This window comes from Lactococcus formosensis, from assembly GCF_018403745.1.
Taxonomy (GTDB): domain Bacteria; phylum Bacillota; class Bacilli; order Lactobacillales; family Streptococcaceae; genus Lactococcus; species Lactococcus formosensis.
In genome coordinates, this window is record NZ_BOVP01000004.1 from 178,518 (window position 1) to 196,374 (window position 17,857).

Here is a 17,857-nt window from a genome sequence, read left to right on the forward strand (position 1 = left end):
TAAATCCCCTTAAATCTTAAAATAACCTACTGTTAAAAGTATATATGACAGATTTTAATTTTGCAAGCTATTTATTATAATAAACATTGTATTTGTTTTTATTGTGAAAAAGTAAACAAGAGAAATTGGAGGATAGCTCATGAGTGAAACACTCAAAAAACATACCCCGACAGCTGCTACAATAGCAATTGCTGCAATTATTGCAAACATAATTTGGGGCACACCATTTAAACTTATTAAAGTCATGAACATAGAGATGGGAATAGTTCCTGATTTATTGGGAAGCAATTATCTCGGACAAGTGCTTGCAACTATTAGTCTTCGTTTTTTTATAGCAGGAATCATGACGCTCATATTTGCTAAAATCATCAAAAAAAATATACTAGAAGTTAATAAAACTCAGTGGAAAGAAGTTATACTAATGGGGTTAATTTCTACCACAGCAGCCTATTTCTTTTTTAATATCGGTAATGTAAATATAACTTCGACAATAAATTCAACAATTTTAGCACAGTCAACAATTTTTTTTGCAGCAATCCTTGCTCACTTTGCATATCAAAATGATAAATTAAGCACCAGCAAAATCTTAGGACTTGTTATTGGTTTTATCGGGTTAATTATTTCTCAGTTAAATGGCGGAACACATATTAGTGACATGTTTTCTTTTTCTATTACTGGAGAAGGTTTTATGCTTATATATGGTTTGCTTGCTGCATTAGCAACTATGCTTGCTAAAAAAATTGGGTCATCTCTAAATTCTTTCGTAATGACAGGTTGGAATTTAATTATTGGTTCTCTGTTTCTTTATATAATCGGTTTTTTAATGGGGGGACGTTTATCAGCAATAAATTGGACAGCTACTGGTATAATTCTACTAATAATACTTGCTGCTGCATCCGCTATTCCTTTTAGTTTATGGTATTGGGCAGCCCAATACGCAAATCTTGGTGAAATAACTGTTTATAAATTTATTATGCCAATTTCGGGTAGTGTTCTCGCCGTACTCCTTGGGGAGCATTTTACTACTTCTCTTGCCATTGGCTTGATTTTAGTTTGTCTCTCTATTGTTCTAATTAATCGTCCTTCGCAGTTTTCTAAGTTAGAAAGACATAAAGAAACCAGAAAACTTGAAAACAATAATTTGTAAGGAAAAATCTAACTAAAAAAATTAATAAATAACAGAAAGAAGAAACTATGAAAATTGGATTTATCGGAACTGGAAATATGGCTTCTGCCATCGTAAAAGGCATTATCAAAAATAATTATGTCGCAAGCACAGACATTTACCTTTTTGATGTGATGACTGAAAAAGTCAACTTTTTTTCAAAAGAAAACAATACAAATGTGTGTATTTCAACTTCAGAACTTATTGCTTCTGTAGATACCGTTGTTCTATCAGTAAAGCCTAATATTATTGAAAAAATATTGACAGAAAATAGAAAAATGATAATAGAAAAAAAACCTTTGTTGATCTCAATAGCAGCAGGGACACCTACTCAGAAGATTTATAACTTTTTGAATACTAATGATAAAATTCCTATTATCCGTGTGATGCCAAATGTAAATGCTATGATCGGTAAAGGTGCTGCTGCTGTTTGTGGTAACATATTTACCAGTAACGAACATATCAACTCAACTTTAGAAATGTTTAAATCAGTTGGATTAGCTTGGTCACTTCCTGAAAAAGATTTTTCTAACTTTACAGCATTAGCAGGAAGTTCACCAGCATATGCCTATTTATTTATTGACAGTATCTCAAGGGCTGGAGGAAAAAATGGTCTTCCAAAAGATTTATGTAATGAAATTGCTGCCCAAGCTGTTCTGGGAAGTGCTGCTATGCTTATTGAAAGTAAAGAAAATCCCTGGACACTGATTGATAGAGTATGCTCGCCAGGCGGTACAACTATTGCTGGTTTAATGGCACTAGAAGATGAATCATTTATTTCAACTGTTGTTAAAGGAATAGATGCAACTATTATTAAAGATCAAGAAATGAATAACAAATAAAACAATACAAAAAGTGGGGTAAAGACTCCACTTTTTGTATTGTTTTATTTAAAAGTATCCTAACTAGGCTAAATAAAGATATTAATAGCAAGATTATCATTTTTACATGCTACAGTTTCCAAATCAATAAAATTCCTCAGGCAAAAGCGTATCCGCTAATTTAATATTGTCTGAGTAATCGATAGGAACATCAATAACGACTGGTCCTGTGCTATCAGGGATTGATTCCAAGAGTTCTTTGAGTTCTTCTGCGCTGTGGACACGATAGCCTTTGGCACCCATAGCTTCAGCGTATTTCACGTAATCGACACTGCCGAAGTTTACACCTGCTGCACGGCCGTATTTTTTCTCTTCTTGGAATTTAACCATGTCATAGTGACCATCGTTCCAGATAATGTGGATTAATGGTAAGTTAAGGCGAACGGCAACTTCAAGTTCTTGACCGGTGAAGAGGAAACCTCCATCACCAGAGTGAGAATAAACTTTGTGTCCTGGGCGGAGCAAGCCGGCTGTAATTCCCCAAGGCAAAGCTACACCAAGTGTTTGCATACCATTTGAGAAGAGCAAGTGACGTGGTTCATAAGAACGGAAGTAACGTGCCATCCAGATATAGAGTGAGCCAACGTCAACAGTCACAGTTTCATCATCTTTAACGACTTCTTGGAAAGTACTTACCAAGTCGAGTGGGTGCAAACGTCCTTCTTCAGCTGCTTCAACATCAAATTCGTGTTGGTTAATCACATCACGCAGACCTTTAAGGTATTCAACTGAACCTTCTGGCAAATTGTAACCACGGACTGCTGGCAAAAGATTTTCCAATGTTTGAGCGATATCACCAATCAATTCACGTTCTGGTTGGTAATAGGTATCAATCTCAGCAATAGCGTTGTCAATGACAACAATACGACTATCAATTTCAGCATTCCAGTTGCGTGCTTCATACTCGATTGGGTCATAACCAACAGCGATGACTAAGTCTGAACGTTTGAGCAACATGTCTCCCGGTTGGTTACGGAAAAGACCGATACGACCGAAGAATGTATGTTCAAGGTCACGCGAAATCACACCTGCACCTTGGAAAGTTTCAACGACCGGAATAGAGACGTGTGAAAGTAAGTTACGCAAAGCTTTAGCTACTTTTTCATCTGAACCGCCAGCACCAACAAGGATAACAGGCAATACAGCATTTTTAATCGCTTGCGCCAAATAGTTAATGTCATCAATTGAGGCATTACCCATCTTAGGATCTGACAAAGGTTTGATGGCGTTCACTGAAACTTCTGAATCTGTCACGTCTTGTGGGATAGATAAGAAACTTGAACCTGCACGACCGCCTTTAGCAATACGGTAAGCATTGGCTACTGTTTCCGAAATTGTTGATGGGTCCAAGATTTCTTGCGAATATTTTGAAGCTGGCGCCATCATTTGAGCATTATCCATAGATTGATGGGCACGTTTCAAACGGTCCGCGCGTTTTACTTGTCCACCAATAGCAAGGATTGCGTCCCCTTCAGATGTTGCTGTCAAAAGTGGCGTTGCCAAGTTTGATACACCGGGTCCAGAAGTAACCAAAACAACACCAGGTTCACCGGTGATACGTCCCACAGCTTGTGCCATAAAAGCAGCACCTTGCTCATGGTGAGTAATGATTAATTCTGGCGCTTTTGGATCATGTTCCAAGCGGTCGAATACGCGGTCAATTTTGGCACCAGGGATACCAAAAACATATTTTACATTATGGTTAATTAAACTATCTACAACTAAGTCTGAGCCGAATTTTTTATCAGTCATTTCTTCTCCATTTCAATTAAGATTCACAATCTTCACAATCAATTTTAGCAGAAAACATTTTAATTTACAAAAATCGAGCTTGAAGAATGTATATATAGTCTGCTTTCAGAAGATATCTGCACCTAAAACGCTTACATCTCCTCCTATGAAATATTACAGACTTCGTAATCTTACTTCAATAAAAAAACCATTGCTCGATTACTCGAACAACAGTCCTCTCATTTCTTCATCTTCTGGCACGAGTTCCAGATATTGTTTAATATAGGTTTGTGCCTTTTCATTTTGTCCGATTTGCAAAAGGAAATCAACATAATCCTTCAAGAAATCTGGATTATCAGTCAAGGCAGTCGACAAGAGCTCTGTATAGAGCACTTCTGCTTGTGCATCATTTTCCAGCTCTTTATGGGCTTGAGCAAATAACCATTGCGCTAGGAAATGTTCTTCTTCTAACAACTCTTCCAAGCGAATCACAGCTTCAAAGTCTGACTCGTTGAAATAAAGGTTTGCCAGGAGGAATACTGTTTCGTCATGGAGCTCAGCAACATTGAGCGCATCCATCAAGTATCGTTCTGCAGCTGCTTGATCTTTTTGACTATAAGCCAGCTTCGAGAGAAAATGCAACAGTAAAGCCGAATTTGGATTTTTCAGTAAACCTTCTTGAGCCACACGGGCAGCTTCATCAAACTGACGGTCTGCTTCCAGTGTTTGAGCATAAGCTAATTCATAATTCAGTAAATCTGTATTATAATCTTCTAGCTGTTTGAAATAGCTAATTGCCCGGGCTTGATTGTCCAATTCGCTATAAAGTAACGCAATCTTGTAAATTGTATCAGCAGTTTTATCGAACTCTAAAGACTTTTCTAAAAAGGAAATCGCATTTTCAAAATTCCCTAGATGTGCGTAGGATTCACCGATACGCTGATAAGTAGAGATTTTAGTTTGCTGTAAAATCTCTCGTACAGAAAGCTTGGCGTAGTTTTGGATTGCTTCTTGATATGCGCCTTGCTCGTAATAACTTTCCGCAAGCGCAAATGTAATCAGAGGTGAGTCGGAAAGTTCGCGGGCTTCTTCCAGCTTGCTAATGGCCGTATCAAAGTCGCCTTCAAACTGGTACAAATCCGCAATTTGAATCAAAGCAGCAACATAGTTTTCGTCTCCAGCAGGAATTTGATAGAGATAGTTTAAAGCATCATCAATCAGCCCATCATCCTCTGCAATCTCTGCCAGATTAATCAAATAGTCGGTACTTTCAGGATTGTCACCCAGAATCTTGTCATATACTTGATGGCTCTCATCAATAAAACCCATCATTTGTAAATACTCTGCCAAATCCGCAAGCATTTCTTCATTGTCATGCTTGAGCGCATTGCTCAAAGCATTATGCATCCCAATCAAATCACCTTTATGTAGAAAATCAATGGTATCTTCTGAATAAGACATTAGCTCTCCTCTATTTTTTCAAGTTCACTTGTATTACCTAAATCAACAGGTTGATAAAGTTCTGAAATTTCACGGTACCAATCATAGATATGTGTGATAATTACTTTGGCTGCAGCATAGAACGGAATTCCCAACAGAACACCCCATAAGCCAAAGACTTTGCCGGCCGTTAAGAGCACAAAGAGAACCGTAATTGGGTGAATGCTCAACTGTTTACCTAAAACTAAAGGCGAAACGAAACGTCCTTCAAGTGTTTGTTCAATGATATAGACAATCAAGACTTTCAGCAACATGATTGGCCCACCTGTTGCTAAACCGATAATCATAGCCGGAATGATGGCCAAGTAGAATCCAAGGAATGGAATCAAGTTAAAGAGCCCAGATAAGATAGCAAGGGTGATTCCGTAACGCAAACCAATAATTGGTAAACCAATCGCAAGCATCAAAGCAACCGCAATCGCAACAATAACTTGACCACGTACGTAGTTTGCAAGTTGTGAATTCATCTCAGTCAAGATTTTTGAAGTATCTTTGCGCCAGTTGACTGGTAAAAGATGTGTGATATAGCCGTTCAAGTTTTTTCCGTCACGTAAAAGATAGAAAAGCACAAACGGGAAGATAACCAGTGAAATAAAGACACTTGCTGTACGCGTAATCACATCAGTGATTGAGCTAAAGGCAGCAGTTGAAAAGTTTTTCGACCAGTCCACGATATTATTTCCAAGGGAATCCATGAAATCATCCATTTGTGGGCGGAATTGCTCAAAGTGACGATTGGTCAAGAGTTTATTTACTTCTTCTTGTGCTTGTTCGACATAGTTAGGCACGTGCTTAGAGAAACTTGCCACACTATTGGAGATAGAAGGAATGGCGTAAGCCAAGCCCCAAACCAACAATCCAGCAATTAGAATAAAAAGCACAATAATACTGGCAATACGCGGCACACGTTTCTTTTCGAGATAATCAACAATCGGATTAAGCAGGTAATAAAACACAGCTGCTAAAACGACAGGTAATGAAACAATGGTCAGAAAATCTGCAATTGGTGCAAAGATAAAGTTGACTTTGCTGAGTAATAGAATATTAAGTAATAAAAGTAAGACAACCAAGAGTGCCGTCACGACTTTATTATTTACAAACCATTTGAAAAAAACAGAGGCTCTAAAATTTTGTTTTTCCATAGGATTTTTCCCCTTCTAATGTGTAAAATACTGTTTAAATTATAACATAATCCCTGTAATATTGACATCGAAGGTTCTTTTTTTACATAATTTTATTTATATAAAAAAGCTGTGTTCACAGCTTTTGCAGTTCATAATATTGAATTTGCAGAAAAATTTTACGTTTCACAATTTTCCAGCCCTCTTCTTGAAAGAGATTTACCAGCTCTTTAGGTTGATAGACTTTGACATCACCTTCAGTTGAAAAGTGGTTCAAACGCCAATTATAAAGTTTTGCCACTACAGGAATATGGATTTCCGCAATCACCAGTCTACCGTCTTGTTTTAACAAACGACTAGCTTCATCTAAAAAGCGATCGGGATGAGGGAAGTGATGAAAACTGGCTGAACAAATGATAATATCGAAATTATCCTTCGGAAATGGAACAGCTTCCGCGCTGCCTTGCTTAAACTCAAACTGCGGATGACGTTGGCTGGCAATCTTGACCATTTCAGAAGAAATGTCTAAACCTGCCCCAAAAATCTTTGTCTGCTTGCTAAGCATGGATAGCAGTGTCCCATTGGCACAGCCAATATCAAGGATATTGGCATTTCTCGGTACTTCCAAATGTTTAACAATAAACTTTTTGAAAAATGAAGCAAGGAAACCATCAAAGGAATGGTCAAACCGCTGGGCGATATTGTCATAGAAATTTTCTGATTCTTCCTCGTAGTTGTGGTTTTTGTGTGGCATTTTTGGGTCCTTCTTATCTAGAATAAAACTATGATTAATATTTAGAATTAGCTGGGGTATGAGACTTCTAAAATATGCTTCATTTCTGTATTTATTTTTTTAGTTTCTTCATAATAAGGCACGAGTCCATCAAACACTTTCGCTATTCTATCAATTAATTCTTCAACCGTTTGATTTTTAACATATGGAACATCTTGTTTGATCAAGACCTTCCGAAACTCACCTCGTTCTACCTTTTTCATCAGCATCATTCTATTTTCTTCATTTCCTTCAATTTTATAGCTTATGCCACTATTCTGGGCAAGGTAATAAGAAGGTGCGGTTATGGGACAGTTTAGGACCTTCCTTTGCTGAATTAAACTTTTTTCTGATTTCTTTCTTTCAATAAAGCTAACTTCTACAGAGACACCAAAGTCATTGTAATTACCATATAGGCGTATTGCCAGAGTAACTTCATCGATATCATCTGATGGAAAACGATAGTAGCACCAAAAATGTGGCCGACATATTTGTGCCTGATTCATCCATTGACTAACTCGCTCTGCTTCAAATGGTTTTACCTTCTCAGCTAGAAGCTGACTTATTACTATAAATTCTTTTCTCGCAGACTGTGCTAGTTCTCTTAAATCAAGCATAGATTGAGACAAAACACCTGCCTTTTCAGGTTTGATATATTTCTTTTCCTGATACAAAAAATATTGATTTACATTTTCAAGCATTTTTACTCTCACTTTCTTTTATGATTATTATTTTGACCATGTATATGTGGCATTGCTTATTTTAGGATTATGAGATTAAGAATACTCATCTTCCAAACGTTCGTAGTCTAATATTTTAATTTTTTTATTCTCACGCTCGATAAGACCTTTACTTTCCAGTAGTTTCAACTTCCGGCTAAGTGTCTCAGGAGTTGTTCCAATAAATGTTGCTAAATCTTTAGACTTCATAGGAAGTTTAATTAAATTACTTTTATATGACTTCGACAAATCCATTAAGTAGTTTACTAAGCGTCTACTTACATCTTCCATCATCAAAAATCTAGTTTGATATTCTATTTTTCTCTCTTTTTCAGCATTAATCTGCAATAGGCTCAAAGAAAGTTGAGGATGAGTGAGTAAGAGGGTCGTGAACTCTGATTTGTTCAAAAAACAGATTATTGAGTCCCTCAATGCCTCGCCATAAAGACTATCGTTTACCACACCAAAAATCTCTTTTTCTCCTTCATATCCTCCTGGTTCGACTACCCGTAAAAGTTGCTCCTTGCCCGTCGAAGAAAGTTGATACATTTTTATTTCTCCTTTAGCAATAATTACTAATTTAGGATCTCGACTCATCGGGTTAATCACCACTTCTCCCTTTTTAAAAACTTTATGATGTACTATTTTTTCAACCTGAGCAAGGTCACTTGAGCTAAGAGAGGCAAACAAGGGAACTGATTTTACACAGTGGTGATTGCTTAATCGTTCTTCTGAGTATTCTGATTTATTCATTTTATCCTTTTTATTGTGTTGTTAACCTTTTAGGATTGCTTGCCTATTAAAAAATTTTGGCAAAGAGTAAAAAATGCTTGCTTCCCGTGTTTTTCTAAATGATAAAGAAGCATTAAGCAGCACTAATTTTAATTTCATCATTTTTCAGATAATTCCTTTAACTTAAGTCATCACTTCAATTAATTGTAATAGAATTTACAAAACACTTTGCTCTGATTTTATCATATTACAGGGAAATAAACCTAAATTCTATATAAATAATGGATTCTAATTATATTACTCTGTTAGGAGTCGTATATTGTTGAATGGTGAGTTTTATATGCGTAATATTTTATAACAGTGAATCTTTCTTTAATAAAAAAGCATCACCTGTGCATGTTCCAGATAATGCTACTATTTTATTCCTCATCATCTTCAGATATAAAATCTTTTGGAACTTTGCCCACAATACCAGCTAAATCCCTTATAATTTTTAAATTATACCCATAAAGCGTCTTAACACTTTCTTCTAAGGCGTACTTCTCTTCCTTTTGCGCAAGCTTGATGGCTCTTGTGATAAATATATTTTGATTATTAAAATCCATGATGAAACTTTGAACCAGATCGGTATCAATCCAGTATTTTGCCTTGGGATCATCCGTAATAAATTTATGATAATGCAAAAATTCCTTAATAGTTGATGGAACTAGCTCTCCTTCATCTAACAATAAATCTGCTATTTTATAGAACCATCCATCTTCTTGTACAGCAATGCCTCGAAATAAATTACGATTATTAGGATTTTTAGCATAAATCCCTGCTTGCATCAAACGTACCTTCTCTATAAATAAGTTGGCCAAGACATGCCCAAGCATTGCACCTGCTGTGGGCTTTCTGTGATCTATTTCTGCTTTTTCGAGTTCTATATCATATTTTTCCTCAATTGTTAATTTTTCCATTTCTGTGCTCCTCCTGTAATTTTATTATGAAGCAATAATTTTTGAACTTTGAACAGGATAGCCCAATTTTTCAATTTTAGATAGCAACTGATTGGCATTTACAACATTCTCATCGAACTCTGCTTTTACTTTTGAAGCGTTAAAAAGAACCTTAGCTGATTTTACTCCAGCAGTCTTCATCATTGCACCTTCAATTTTTGACATACAAGATGGACAGCTTAAATCATCTAGTTTCATCACTACTTTTTTCATTATCATTTCCTTCTTTCTTTTTCTATAGTTTTATTATAATTCAAGATACTTTCTGAAAAATTGATTTCTATCAATAAATCATAATAAATTATTCTTAGCTGAATATTTTTGTTTAGAACACCTGTTTTACCGCTTTTTTTATACTCTTTTCTTAATCAGCTTGTAGTTAATTAACCGCATTCCATTAGCTATAACGACTAAAATACTTGCTTCATGAACGAACATTCCTGTCCCCATATTGACAAATGCTGGCACAATACCAGTTTCTCCAAAAATTAGACCCGTCAGAAGAAATATTACAACTGTAATTGCGATTATAATGTTTTGCTTCATATTATTAACTGTTCGTTTTGACAATCCATATGCATAACCGAGTTCTTTAAAGTCTGACTTCATTAATACAATATCTGACGTTTCAATTGCAACATCTGTTCCTGAACCCATTGCGATTCCAATATTTGCTAGAGCAATAGAAGGGCTGTCATTTATACCGTCACCAATAAATGCGACCTTGTGTCCAGAATTTTTTAGCTTCTTTATAATAGAAACCTTGTCTTCAGGTAATAATTCATAATGTACTTCATCAATTCCAAGTTGTCGTGCAACAGCCTGAGCCGTTGATTTATTATCCCCTGTTAACATGATTACTTTAGAAATCCCATCTTTTTTAAGTACAGATAAAGTGTTTTTTACATCAGGACGGATCTCATCAGCTATTCCATAAATAATCTTAATTTCTCCTTCCCAAGCAACTAAAACGGTGGATGCACCTTGAAGCTGTATGGCTTCTAGATCATTCTTCTGATCCTGACTGAGAGAAACTTGATTTGAGTTCATCAATTTTTCATTTCCAATAAGTAAATTACCTGCTATGATCCCTTGACCTTTGATTACATTTATTTCTCCAAATTCTGTTGTTTGTGAATTCCCTATGTGTCTTACGATTGCTGTGGCAAGAGGATGATCAGATTGGCTCTCAACCGAGGTAATCATCTTAATCAATTGTTCAGAAACTAAGCCATATTTCTTTGTAATAAGAACTTCTGTATTTCCTTTTGTTAAAGTACCGGTCTTGTCAAACAATAGTGTGTCAACTTGACTAAAGGTGTTCATGATATCTCCACCTTTAATAAGCATCCCGTTTTTTGCACCATTACCAATACCTGCTACGTTAGATACAGGGGCGCCAATAACTAACGCTCCCGGACAGCCAAGAACAAGAATAGTAATTGCTAACTCCATATTACGACTCAAAATCCATGTAATAATTGCTACCACTAAAACGGTTGGTGTATAGTACTTTGAGAAATGATCTATAAATTTCTCAGCAGGAGATTTTATGTCCTGAGCTTCTTCAACTAGTTCAACTATTTTACCAAACGTAGTATCTTCTCCAATTTTTTCAGCTTCTATATAAAGTGTCCCGTTCTCAAGAATAGCACCCGCATAAACTTTATCTAGAACCCTTTTTTTAACTTCACGAGATTCACCAGTAATCGGTGATTCATTGACATATCCAGCCCCTTCATAAACTACTCCGTCAACAGGAACCTGCCCTCCAGTTTTAATTAAAAGCTTCTCTCCAATTTTAACGTCTTCAATATCTATCTCATTGCCTGATGCTAAAAGCGCCATCTGAGGCGCCATCTCTGTGAGATGCTTTATAGAAGCTCTCGTTTTTTCCAATGTCTTTTTTTCAAGATAAGCACCAAAAGAAAACAAGAAAGTAACTATAGCTGACTCTTCATATTCTCCAATTATAAAAGCTCCAACAACTGCTATCGTAACTAATAAATCTATTGAGATTTGTCTTGCTTTGGTGGCCTGGTAGGCATGTATTCCTATAGGAAGGACTCCTATAGTCGAAGCAATAATCATGGTAATATTCCAAATCTCTGTTGCATACTCAGATCCGATACTTACTACAAGAACAAATCTGCTTAGGTAGCCAATTATTATTAGTGCTGCTGAAATCAATATTAGGTGATTTTTGTATTTTTGTATCCATTTTTGAAAGTGCATAATAAATTCTCCTCATGTATTTTTATATACATATTATATTTCAGTAATGGATTTTAAAACTTGATTACCATCAAGTTTATATTGAAAAATTACCTTAGGATCTTTCATATCTGATATCCCCTAAGTTATTTAATACACCATAAGTGAGTTTCAAGTGAGTTTCGAGTTAGGGATAAAAATCTATCTCTATAGTTTTAAAGTTTTAGGTAACTCTATTTGGTTCTCAATTTCGTCTACAAAAAAATTGAAATTTTAGAAAAAAAACACTACCTCTTCTAAAATCTCAATTATTATTAAAAAGCTTTTTAATTATTTATTTGCTTCTTTTTCAAGCACTTTAAACATCTCATTTTGGTGTTTATGAGCTAACTCTTGATTCCAGTTATTATCGTTCTGTCTCATCATCTCAGCCATTATTTTTAGCTTCAAACTTTGTTCAATAATCCCAGGATTAGTGGTTGCCTTGCCAACTGGCATCGCATTATTAAATGTTGAATTTCCCGAAACTGTAATTAATGCTAAATTACCAAAACAGTTTAAATCTTCATCATTCCAGACTTTCAATTCTGTAGGATGCTGAGGATAAAAGTGTTCAATTGAACTTCTAAACTGAAAATGCCAATCATCAGCAAGAGGAGTTACTACTTCTTTTTCATTGTAAGAATAGCCGTCACGATAAAGTAAATAATCCAAATAACTAAATACGATTCTTTCAAAACCAAATCCTGTGGTTAGTGCATATCCAGAAGCATCCACCTTGGACTGACCATATTCTTCTAGCAGTTCTAAAATATCAGCCCCAGCATCATTCAGATAGTTTGACAGAACAAGGGAAATCCAATGCATTGTTTTAGGTGCTGTGTAAGTAATACGAAGTGCAGATTGTAAAGTACGAACTTGCTTGTTTCGTTTATCTCCATCGTTACCAAATGTACTCACATACGTGGCGCCTTCACCCTCTGCTCTTTTTTTAAGTTCTTGGAGCGACCATTTTCCAGTTTCTTTATAATCACTAGCATACTCACGTTTCAATATAAATTTATCAAATACTACACGCGCTTTTAACATCATAAAAATGAAATATTTCGCGGATTCTTCATCATACCAGTTTTTTTTAAGATTTTCTAAAAAATTCTTATCATCAAGACTTGAATCATCATCGATGTTTAATTGAGTGAGTGCCTTATTGACCTGTAACAAAAAATTAGGGAATGAAATAATCGATTCAAATCGCTTATTCTCAGATTCCACAACTGTTTTATTTGACACGCGCGATCTTCCCTTGCCCTGAAGAATATCCCTAAGAGAAAGATTTTCCTCTTCTTCAACTGTATCATGATAATAAGATTTTAATGCATCAAAGTTTACAGTCTTAGCTGACAAATCACTCCAATCACTATTGAATATTTTTTCTCGTTTCTCCTTCGGATAATTCATTTGGATATATATATCCATGTTAGAACAGTATTCCCAAATATCATTTGCAATTAACTTATCTTCCTTTGATTCAATCTTTGATAGAATATTTGCTTTTGCAATTTCATGAAGCTCAAGTTGTTCCCCACGGGTATTCATGATTTCAAAATAATGATTTAAATCTATTTTAGCAGGCACTTGAACTCGAATAAGATTCACTTTATTTAATCGTTTAACAAATGATTCTTGATTGTTTTTCAGCCCCATCTTCTCAAAATAATCATCAATAATTTTAAAACCTGATTTTATTTCAGTAGACTGCAATTCATTCGTTAATTGATGGATATCTGGTAAAACTGATAAGGTTCTATTTGACTTTTCTCGAGCTTCAAACCTTAATGCATCCTTATCAAACGGAATACCTAAATAGCGCTCTAGTAGGTATAAAGTAGTTAAGCGTTGTTGACCATCAATCACCTCATACACACTGTTGTCCTTTTGATTAACAATTAGATTACCAAGAAAGTAGTCATCTCTAGAACTTTTAATGTCCTCAATTAATTGTTCTATCTGGTCTGCTTCCCAAGCGTAATTCCGTTGATAAATTGGAACTTCATAACATACATTAGAGAATATTTTTGATATTGGTATCATCTTTAAGCTATTATCCATGATTACCACCTATTATACTTTTCTATTAATTTATATATTTCTTTGTATCTTCTGTTTTGAATATCGGATTCATTTACTCTATCCAAAATTACTGTTTTTAGTTCCTGGGGATCTACCATCTCGCTTAGCAGAGTAAATAAATCTTTTCCTTCGTTAACTCGCCCGTGTTGTCCCCGAGCATATTTATTTATCGTTTGAGGATAAACTGCCCACATTTTTATTCTCAGTGAATAACACCATGTGTAGAACTGGTGCATAATAGAATCGTCAATAGCATCAAAACCAAATCTATCCGCGAAAAACAATAAAGAAGCTTCATAAAGTTGTTTAATATAAATATCCCCAGTACCTTTACTTGGTATTTCAGCTTCGTTATGATGGTGGTAATTTTCAATTTTATTTTTCACTTGATCTAACAAATCTAAATAGTGCAAAGTCCACGCAAAAAAACGTTTACCAGATATGATTGGTTGTGTTAATTGAAACTCATTTAGCTCTCCAGAACTGAGTAATTCATTCGAACCACTTGAGTTAACTTGTTCAATAAAAATATTACTTGCTTTATGATAAATCGCGTAATTGTAGGTATTGGATTGCTTTATTCCTTTAAAAACTTGAATCTTGGCTGATGAATAGTTCAATCCATCACGATTCCTGAACCATTGTATGACGGGATATAGGTATGTTCTAAACAATTCTTCCAACATAGCTTGATTTGCATCTTCCCATTCTGTTACTAATCTTATTTTTAATTGTTCCGGTTCTTTCGTCATTTCTCTTAGGTGATATGATTTTAATAAATCATGTGGCTTCAACGCCTTTCCTCGAGAATTTTGTGAATCAAAAAATTGAAAGGCTTCTTGTTCACTATCCGTAACAATCTTAACAACCGTACAATTACTTTTTAGGTATCGTTTATAGTTAGTACGTTCATCTTCCCGAAGCTCGTTAACTCGTTGCTGTAACACCATATAGTTATCATGGATTGACTTCTGTGAAGACGGCTTATATTCCTCGTCCAAAATAACCTGAGAATCATCACCTAATGCATACAATAAAATAGCAAGTGTAGTCGTTCGTTGTTGTCCATCAACTAAATTATATTCATATTTCTTGGTTTCTGAATTATGAGATTTATGTAAAATTACTGATCCTAAGCGATACTCGTGAATATTGGTTCTGAAAGCTTCATAGGTATCTGTGAATAAAGTGTTTGTTGAACTTGACGCCCAACGATACGGGCGTTGATATTCGGGAATTTTTAGATTCAGCTGCATGAGATCATCGACATCGATGATTTGTAGCTCGTCTTGAATTAACGTCAAAGCGATTGTCTCCTCATTTTAAATCTTCAACTACATTATAACACGTATACACCTTTGTAATGGCTCATGATTACAATTTTTGACATAACAAAAATGCTCACGTCTACCCGCAAGCATCTAATTTCTGTCATTTTAAATATCTAAATATATGGTCATCCCACTCTTGCAATCAACCACAATGGTCTTCTCAAAAATTCTTACCTTTTCTTTCAGCCTTCTGTCCGAGTAAGCACACCCACACACTCCACGTGCTTCGTCTGTGGGAAAAGATCAACGGGTTGTACTTTTTCCAAAAGATAGCCTTCCTCTTCAAAGCGGACGACATCACGCGCAAATGTTGCCGGATTGCATGAGATATAGACTACAGCTCGTGCTTGGGTTGCTGTGGCGGCTTTGATAAAGCTTTCGTCTAGACCCTTGCGTGGTGGATCAACAAAGATAACATCAGGTTGGATACCGTCTTGTACCCATTGTGGCATTACTTCTTCTGCTGGTCCAACTTCGTACTGCGCATTTTTAATATCATTCAGCGCTGCATTTGTCTTAGCGTTTTCAACCGCTTCTGGTATGATTTCCATACCATACACCTGTGCGACCTTATCTGCCATTCCAAGTCCAATAGTACCGATACCAGAATAAGCATCAATCACGACATCTTTGGCTTTCAAATCTGCAAAATCATAAGCTAATTGATAAAGCTTTTCAGCCTGTGCTGTGTTGACTTGATAGAAAGCACGAGCAGAGATTTGGAAATCTTTACCTAACATGCTGTCCGTAATATAATCTTTACCTGAGAGCAGTTTGAACTTAGAGCCAAAGATTGCATTTCCTGTTGATGTATTAATGCTGATTTGGAAAGAGTCCACTTTATTGCTGTATTCAGCGACAAGTTCTGAAAGACCTGCGAATTTCTCTTTAGTCACAACCAAAATCAGCATCATTTGTCCGCTATGATGACCGCGACGAATCACGATATTGCGTACAATACCTCGTTTCGTTTGCTCATCATAAGGCGGAATATTGAGCTTAATTAAACTCTCACGCACCTGATTAACCAAGTCATCAATTACAGTATTTTGGATATAAAAATCACGGATTGGCACTAAATCGTGTGAGTTTTTTCGGAAGAAGCCCGTTTCTGTCTGTCCTTTCACACTACGGACAGGTACTTGTGCTTTATTACGATATTGGCTTTCTTGCTCTGCACCTAAAGTGTCAAGAACCGGAAAGTCTGGCTTATGTGCGTTTTTACGCAGCACATCAACCACTTGTTGATGTTTAAAGTGAAGCTGGGCTGGATAAGTCATGTGCCCAAAGTCAGCAATTCCTGTGCGGAGATAGGTCATATTGACATCTTGCACACGATCTGGTGATTGGCTGAGCCATTCTTCAACCTTGCCGAAGCCGAAATTCTTTCCGACTTTTAGAACTTTCATTTTGATTTCTTCACCGGGTAAGGCATTTTCAACAAAAAAAGGGAAGTTATCTACTTTGATAACTCCTTGCCCTTCATGTGTTAAGTCAAGGACTGTTCCTTGAATCACTTCATTTTTCTGGAATTTTTTCATGTTTTTATGATAGCATACTCGAGAGAGAAAGTCTAATTACTTTATGTTCCACTCGGAAAATCACACACAACCTTTTTACGTCTCAAAAAATACAGATAATTCACCACTTATCTGTATTTTTTTGTATTTGCTTATGTTAGTTCTATGTCTTTTTTTAAAATTCCCAAGGCCGAGCCAATATGCCCCCCTGCCACCATCCACTTTTTGGCCGCTTTTTGCAGACTTGTTTCTTCAGGGTAATTCAAGATATCAGCAGAAATACTATTAAAAACCCAAGGCACTCCCTCATCACTATTAGGATTTGTATTTACCACATCATAATCATCTGCAAATAATCTCAGATTTGATTTCTCTTTCAACCAATCTTTTAACTTAGGGGAAAGTAGCCATGTGCTGCTCGCAAATGGTGTTTGGTCATAGCTTGGGAAATATTTCTTCAAAAAACACTTCGCTTCAAGATATTTTTTTGAAATAATCTCGTGAGACAAGTTAGCATCAGATGGAATATGAACAGAAATATATTTCTTCCCTACCAATCGTGCCGCTTTATCTTTATGTGGCGGAGCAACCCTTTCAAACTCTAATTCTTTAATCCTGTATATCAAGCCACTCGTATAACGCCAAGTCCAAAATCCTCTATTAAATTTATAAGTTGAGATTATCTTTCTGGTTTCTTCTAAAAATCTCGTGAAGCACTTCATTGTGTTGATATAAATTTCATAAGATATACCTTGTGGTACGTATATTTTGCCCCAGCATAAAAAGGCAGCATATAAGTGATAAGTCAGCTCCATCAGCGTATCATTACTGTACAGCTCTCCTAGTCGCTCTGCCTCTTGGCCAGCAACTCTAACATCGAGTAACTTTTGTGCGCTCATCCTCAAAATTTTGTCACTAATTATGGAGAAATTTTTTAATACAGCGCTCTGTACCAAATCAGGAATCTCAATATCAGCCATAAATTTTTTCATCGGTATTAGTATTGCTTCCATCTCTTCCTCCCAAAATCGACTAAGATAAAA

The 17,857-nt window shown here is 35.8% G+C and carries 15 protein-coding genes; 2 read left to right on the forward strand and 13 right to left on the reverse strand.

Annotated features, from left to right (window positions below; genetic code table 11):
- Positions 1 to 139 precede the first annotated feature (139 nt).
- Together KJS37_RS06215 and proC are read left to right on the forward strand one after the other, a co-directional pair.
- Positions 140 to 1,147 carry a DMT family transporter gene (locus KJS37_RS06215; RefSeq protein ID WP_213496418.1) on the forward strand — a complete coding sequence of 336 codons (1,008 nt, stop codon included), beginning with the start codon at positions 140 to 142 and terminating at the stop codon, positions 1,145 to 1,147.
- A gap of 47 nt (positions 1,148 to 1,194) precedes the next feature.
- Complete coding sequence (gene proC / locus KJS37_RS06220; protein ID WP_213496419.1) at positions 1,195 to 2,007, forward strand: pyrroline-5-carboxylate reductase; 813 nt, start codon at positions 1,195 to 1,197, stop codon at positions 2,005 to 2,007.
- A gap of 123 nt (positions 2,008 to 2,130) precedes the next feature.
- Here the strand turns inward: proC and alsS are convergent, their stop codons facing one another.
- From alsS to KJS37_RS06285, 13 genes are all read right to left on the reverse strand, one after another.
- Positions 2,131 to 3,798, reverse strand: a complete 1,668-nt coding sequence (alsS, locus tag KJS37_RS06225; RefSeq protein WP_019291695.1) for an acetolactate synthase AlsS — start codon at positions 3,796 to 3,798, stop codon at positions 2,131 to 2,133.
- 198 nt (positions 3,799 to 3,996) lie between these two features.
- A complete protein-coding gene (locus KJS37_RS06230; protein WP_213496420.1) occupies positions 3,997 to 5,238 on the reverse strand; it encodes a tetratricopeptide repeat protein in 1,242 nt (413 codons plus the stop codon).
- Entirely contained in the window at positions 5,238 to 6,419 is a 1,182-nt protein-coding gene (locus tag KJS37_RS06235; RefSeq protein ID WP_019293983.1) for an AI-2E family transporter, read from the reverse strand. Before KJS37_RS06235 ends, KJS37_RS06230 begins: the two co-directional genes overlap by 1 nt.
- Positions 6,420 to 6,534: 115 nt before the next feature.
- Positions 6,535 to 7,152, reverse strand: coding sequence for a class I SAM-dependent methyltransferase (locus KJS37_RS06240; RefSeq protein ID WP_213496422.1), 618 nt, complete (start codon positions 7,150 to 7,152; stop codon positions 6,535 to 6,537).
- Between the two features lie 47 nt (positions 7,153 to 7,199).
- The gene (locus KJS37_RS06245) at positions 7,200 to 7,871 is read right to left on the reverse strand and encodes a ribonuclease P (protein ID WP_213496424.1); all 672 of its coding nucleotides are present in this window, start codon (positions 7,869 to 7,871) and stop codon (positions 7,200 to 7,202) included.
- 75 nt (positions 7,872 to 7,946) lie between these two features.
- A complete protein-coding gene (locus tag KJS37_RS06250; protein ID WP_213496426.1) occupies positions 7,947 to 8,642 on the reverse strand; it encodes a Crp/Fnr family transcriptional regulator in 696 nt (231 codons plus the stop codon).
- Positions 8,643 to 9,040: 398 nt separating this feature from the next.
- Positions 9,041 to 9,580, reverse strand: a complete 540-nt coding sequence (locus KJS37_RS06255) for a hypothetical protein (RefSeq protein ID WP_017369854.1) — start codon at positions 9,578 to 9,580, stop codon at positions 9,041 to 9,043.
- A gap of 24 nt (positions 9,581 to 9,604) precedes the next feature.
- Complete coding sequence (locus KJS37_RS06260) at positions 9,605 to 9,832, reverse strand: heavy-metal-associated domain-containing protein (RefSeq protein ID WP_017369855.1); 228 nt, start codon at positions 9,830 to 9,832, stop codon at positions 9,605 to 9,607.
- A gap of 138 nt (positions 9,833 to 9,970) precedes the next feature.
- Positions 9,971 to 11,854, reverse strand: a complete 1,884-nt coding sequence (locus KJS37_RS06265; RefSeq protein ID WP_213496428.1) for a heavy metal translocating P-type ATPase — start codon at positions 11,852 to 11,854, stop codon at positions 9,971 to 9,973.
- A gap of 309 nt (positions 11,855 to 12,163) precedes the next feature.
- Entirely contained in the window at positions 12,164 to 13,942 is a 1,779-nt protein-coding gene (locus KJS37_RS06270) for a DUF262 domain-containing protein (RefSeq protein WP_213496430.1), read from the reverse strand.
- A 2-nt stretch (positions 13,943 to 13,944) separates the two neighbouring features.
- Complete coding sequence (locus KJS37_RS06275) at positions 13,945 to 15,267, reverse strand: DUF262 domain-containing protein (RefSeq protein WP_213496432.1); 1,323 nt, start codon at positions 15,265 to 15,267, stop codon at positions 13,945 to 13,947.
- Between the two features lie 209 nt (positions 15,268 to 15,476).
- A complete protein-coding gene (rlmD, locus tag KJS37_RS06280) occupies positions 15,477 to 16,835 on the reverse strand; it encodes a 23S rRNA (uracil(1939)-C(5))-methyltransferase RlmD (RefSeq protein WP_213496434.1) in 1,359 nt (452 codons plus the stop codon).
- A gap of 131 nt (positions 16,836 to 16,966) precedes the next feature.
- On the reverse strand, positions 16,967 to 17,827 hold the full coding sequence (locus tag KJS37_RS06285; protein WP_213496436.1) for an acyltransferase domain-containing protein: 861 nt from the start codon (positions 17,825 to 17,827) through the stop codon (positions 16,967 to 16,969).
- Between the last annotated feature and the right edge of the window lie 30 nt (positions 17,828 to 17,857).

Excerpts from the sequence above, each read along its gene's own strand:
- KJS37_RS06215 (WP_213496418.1), top strand. The coding sequence starts at position 140 with ATGAGTGAAACACTCAAAAAACATACCCCGACAGCTGCTACAATAGCA.
- proC (WP_213496419.1), top strand. The coding sequence starts at position 1,195 with ATGAAAATTGGATTTATCGGAACTGGAAATATGGCTTCTGCCATCGTA.
- alsS (WP_019291695.1), bottom strand. The coding sequence starts at position 3,798 with ATGACTGATAAAAAATTCGGCTCAGACTTAGTTGTAGATAGTTTAATT.
- KJS37_RS06230 (WP_213496420.1), bottom strand. The coding sequence starts at position 5,238 with ATGTCTTATTCAGAAGATACCATTGATTTTCTACATAAAGGTGATTTG.
- KJS37_RS06235 (WP_019293983.1), bottom strand. The coding sequence starts at position 6,419 with ATGGAAAAACAAAATTTTAGAGCCTCTGTTTTTTTCAAATGGTTTGTA.
- KJS37_RS06240 (WP_213496422.1), bottom strand. The coding sequence starts at position 7,152 with ATGCCACACAAAAACCACAACTACGAGGAAGAATCAGAAAATTTCTAT.
- KJS37_RS06245 (WP_213496424.1), bottom strand. The coding sequence starts at position 7,871 with ATGCTTGAAAATGTAAATCAATATTTTTTGTATCAGGAAAAGAAATAT.
- KJS37_RS06250 (WP_213496426.1), bottom strand. The coding sequence starts at position 8,642 with ATGAATAAATCAGAATACTCAGAAGAACGATTAAGCAATCACCACTGT.
- KJS37_RS06255 (WP_017369854.1), bottom strand. The coding sequence starts at position 9,580 with ATGGAAAAATTAACAATTGAGGAAAAATATGATATAGAACTCGAAAAA.
- KJS37_RS06260 (WP_017369855.1), bottom strand. The coding sequence starts at position 9,832 with ATGAAAAAAGTAGTGATGAAACTAGATGATTTAAGCTGTCCATCTTGT.
- KJS37_RS06265 (WP_213496428.1), bottom strand. The coding sequence starts at position 11,854 with ATGCACTTTCAAAAATGGATACAAAAATACAAAAATCACCTAATATTG.
- KJS37_RS06270 (WP_213496430.1), bottom strand. The coding sequence starts at position 13,942 with ATGGATAATAGCTTAAAGATGATACCAATATCAAAAATATTCTCTAAT.
- rlmD (WP_213496434.1), bottom strand. The coding sequence starts at position 16,835 with ATGAAAAAATTCCAGAAAAATGAAGTGATTCAAGGAACAGTCCTTGAC.
- KJS37_RS06285 (WP_213496436.1), bottom strand. The coding sequence starts at position 17,827 with ATGGAAGCAATACTAATACCGATGAAAAAATTTATGGCTGATATTGAG.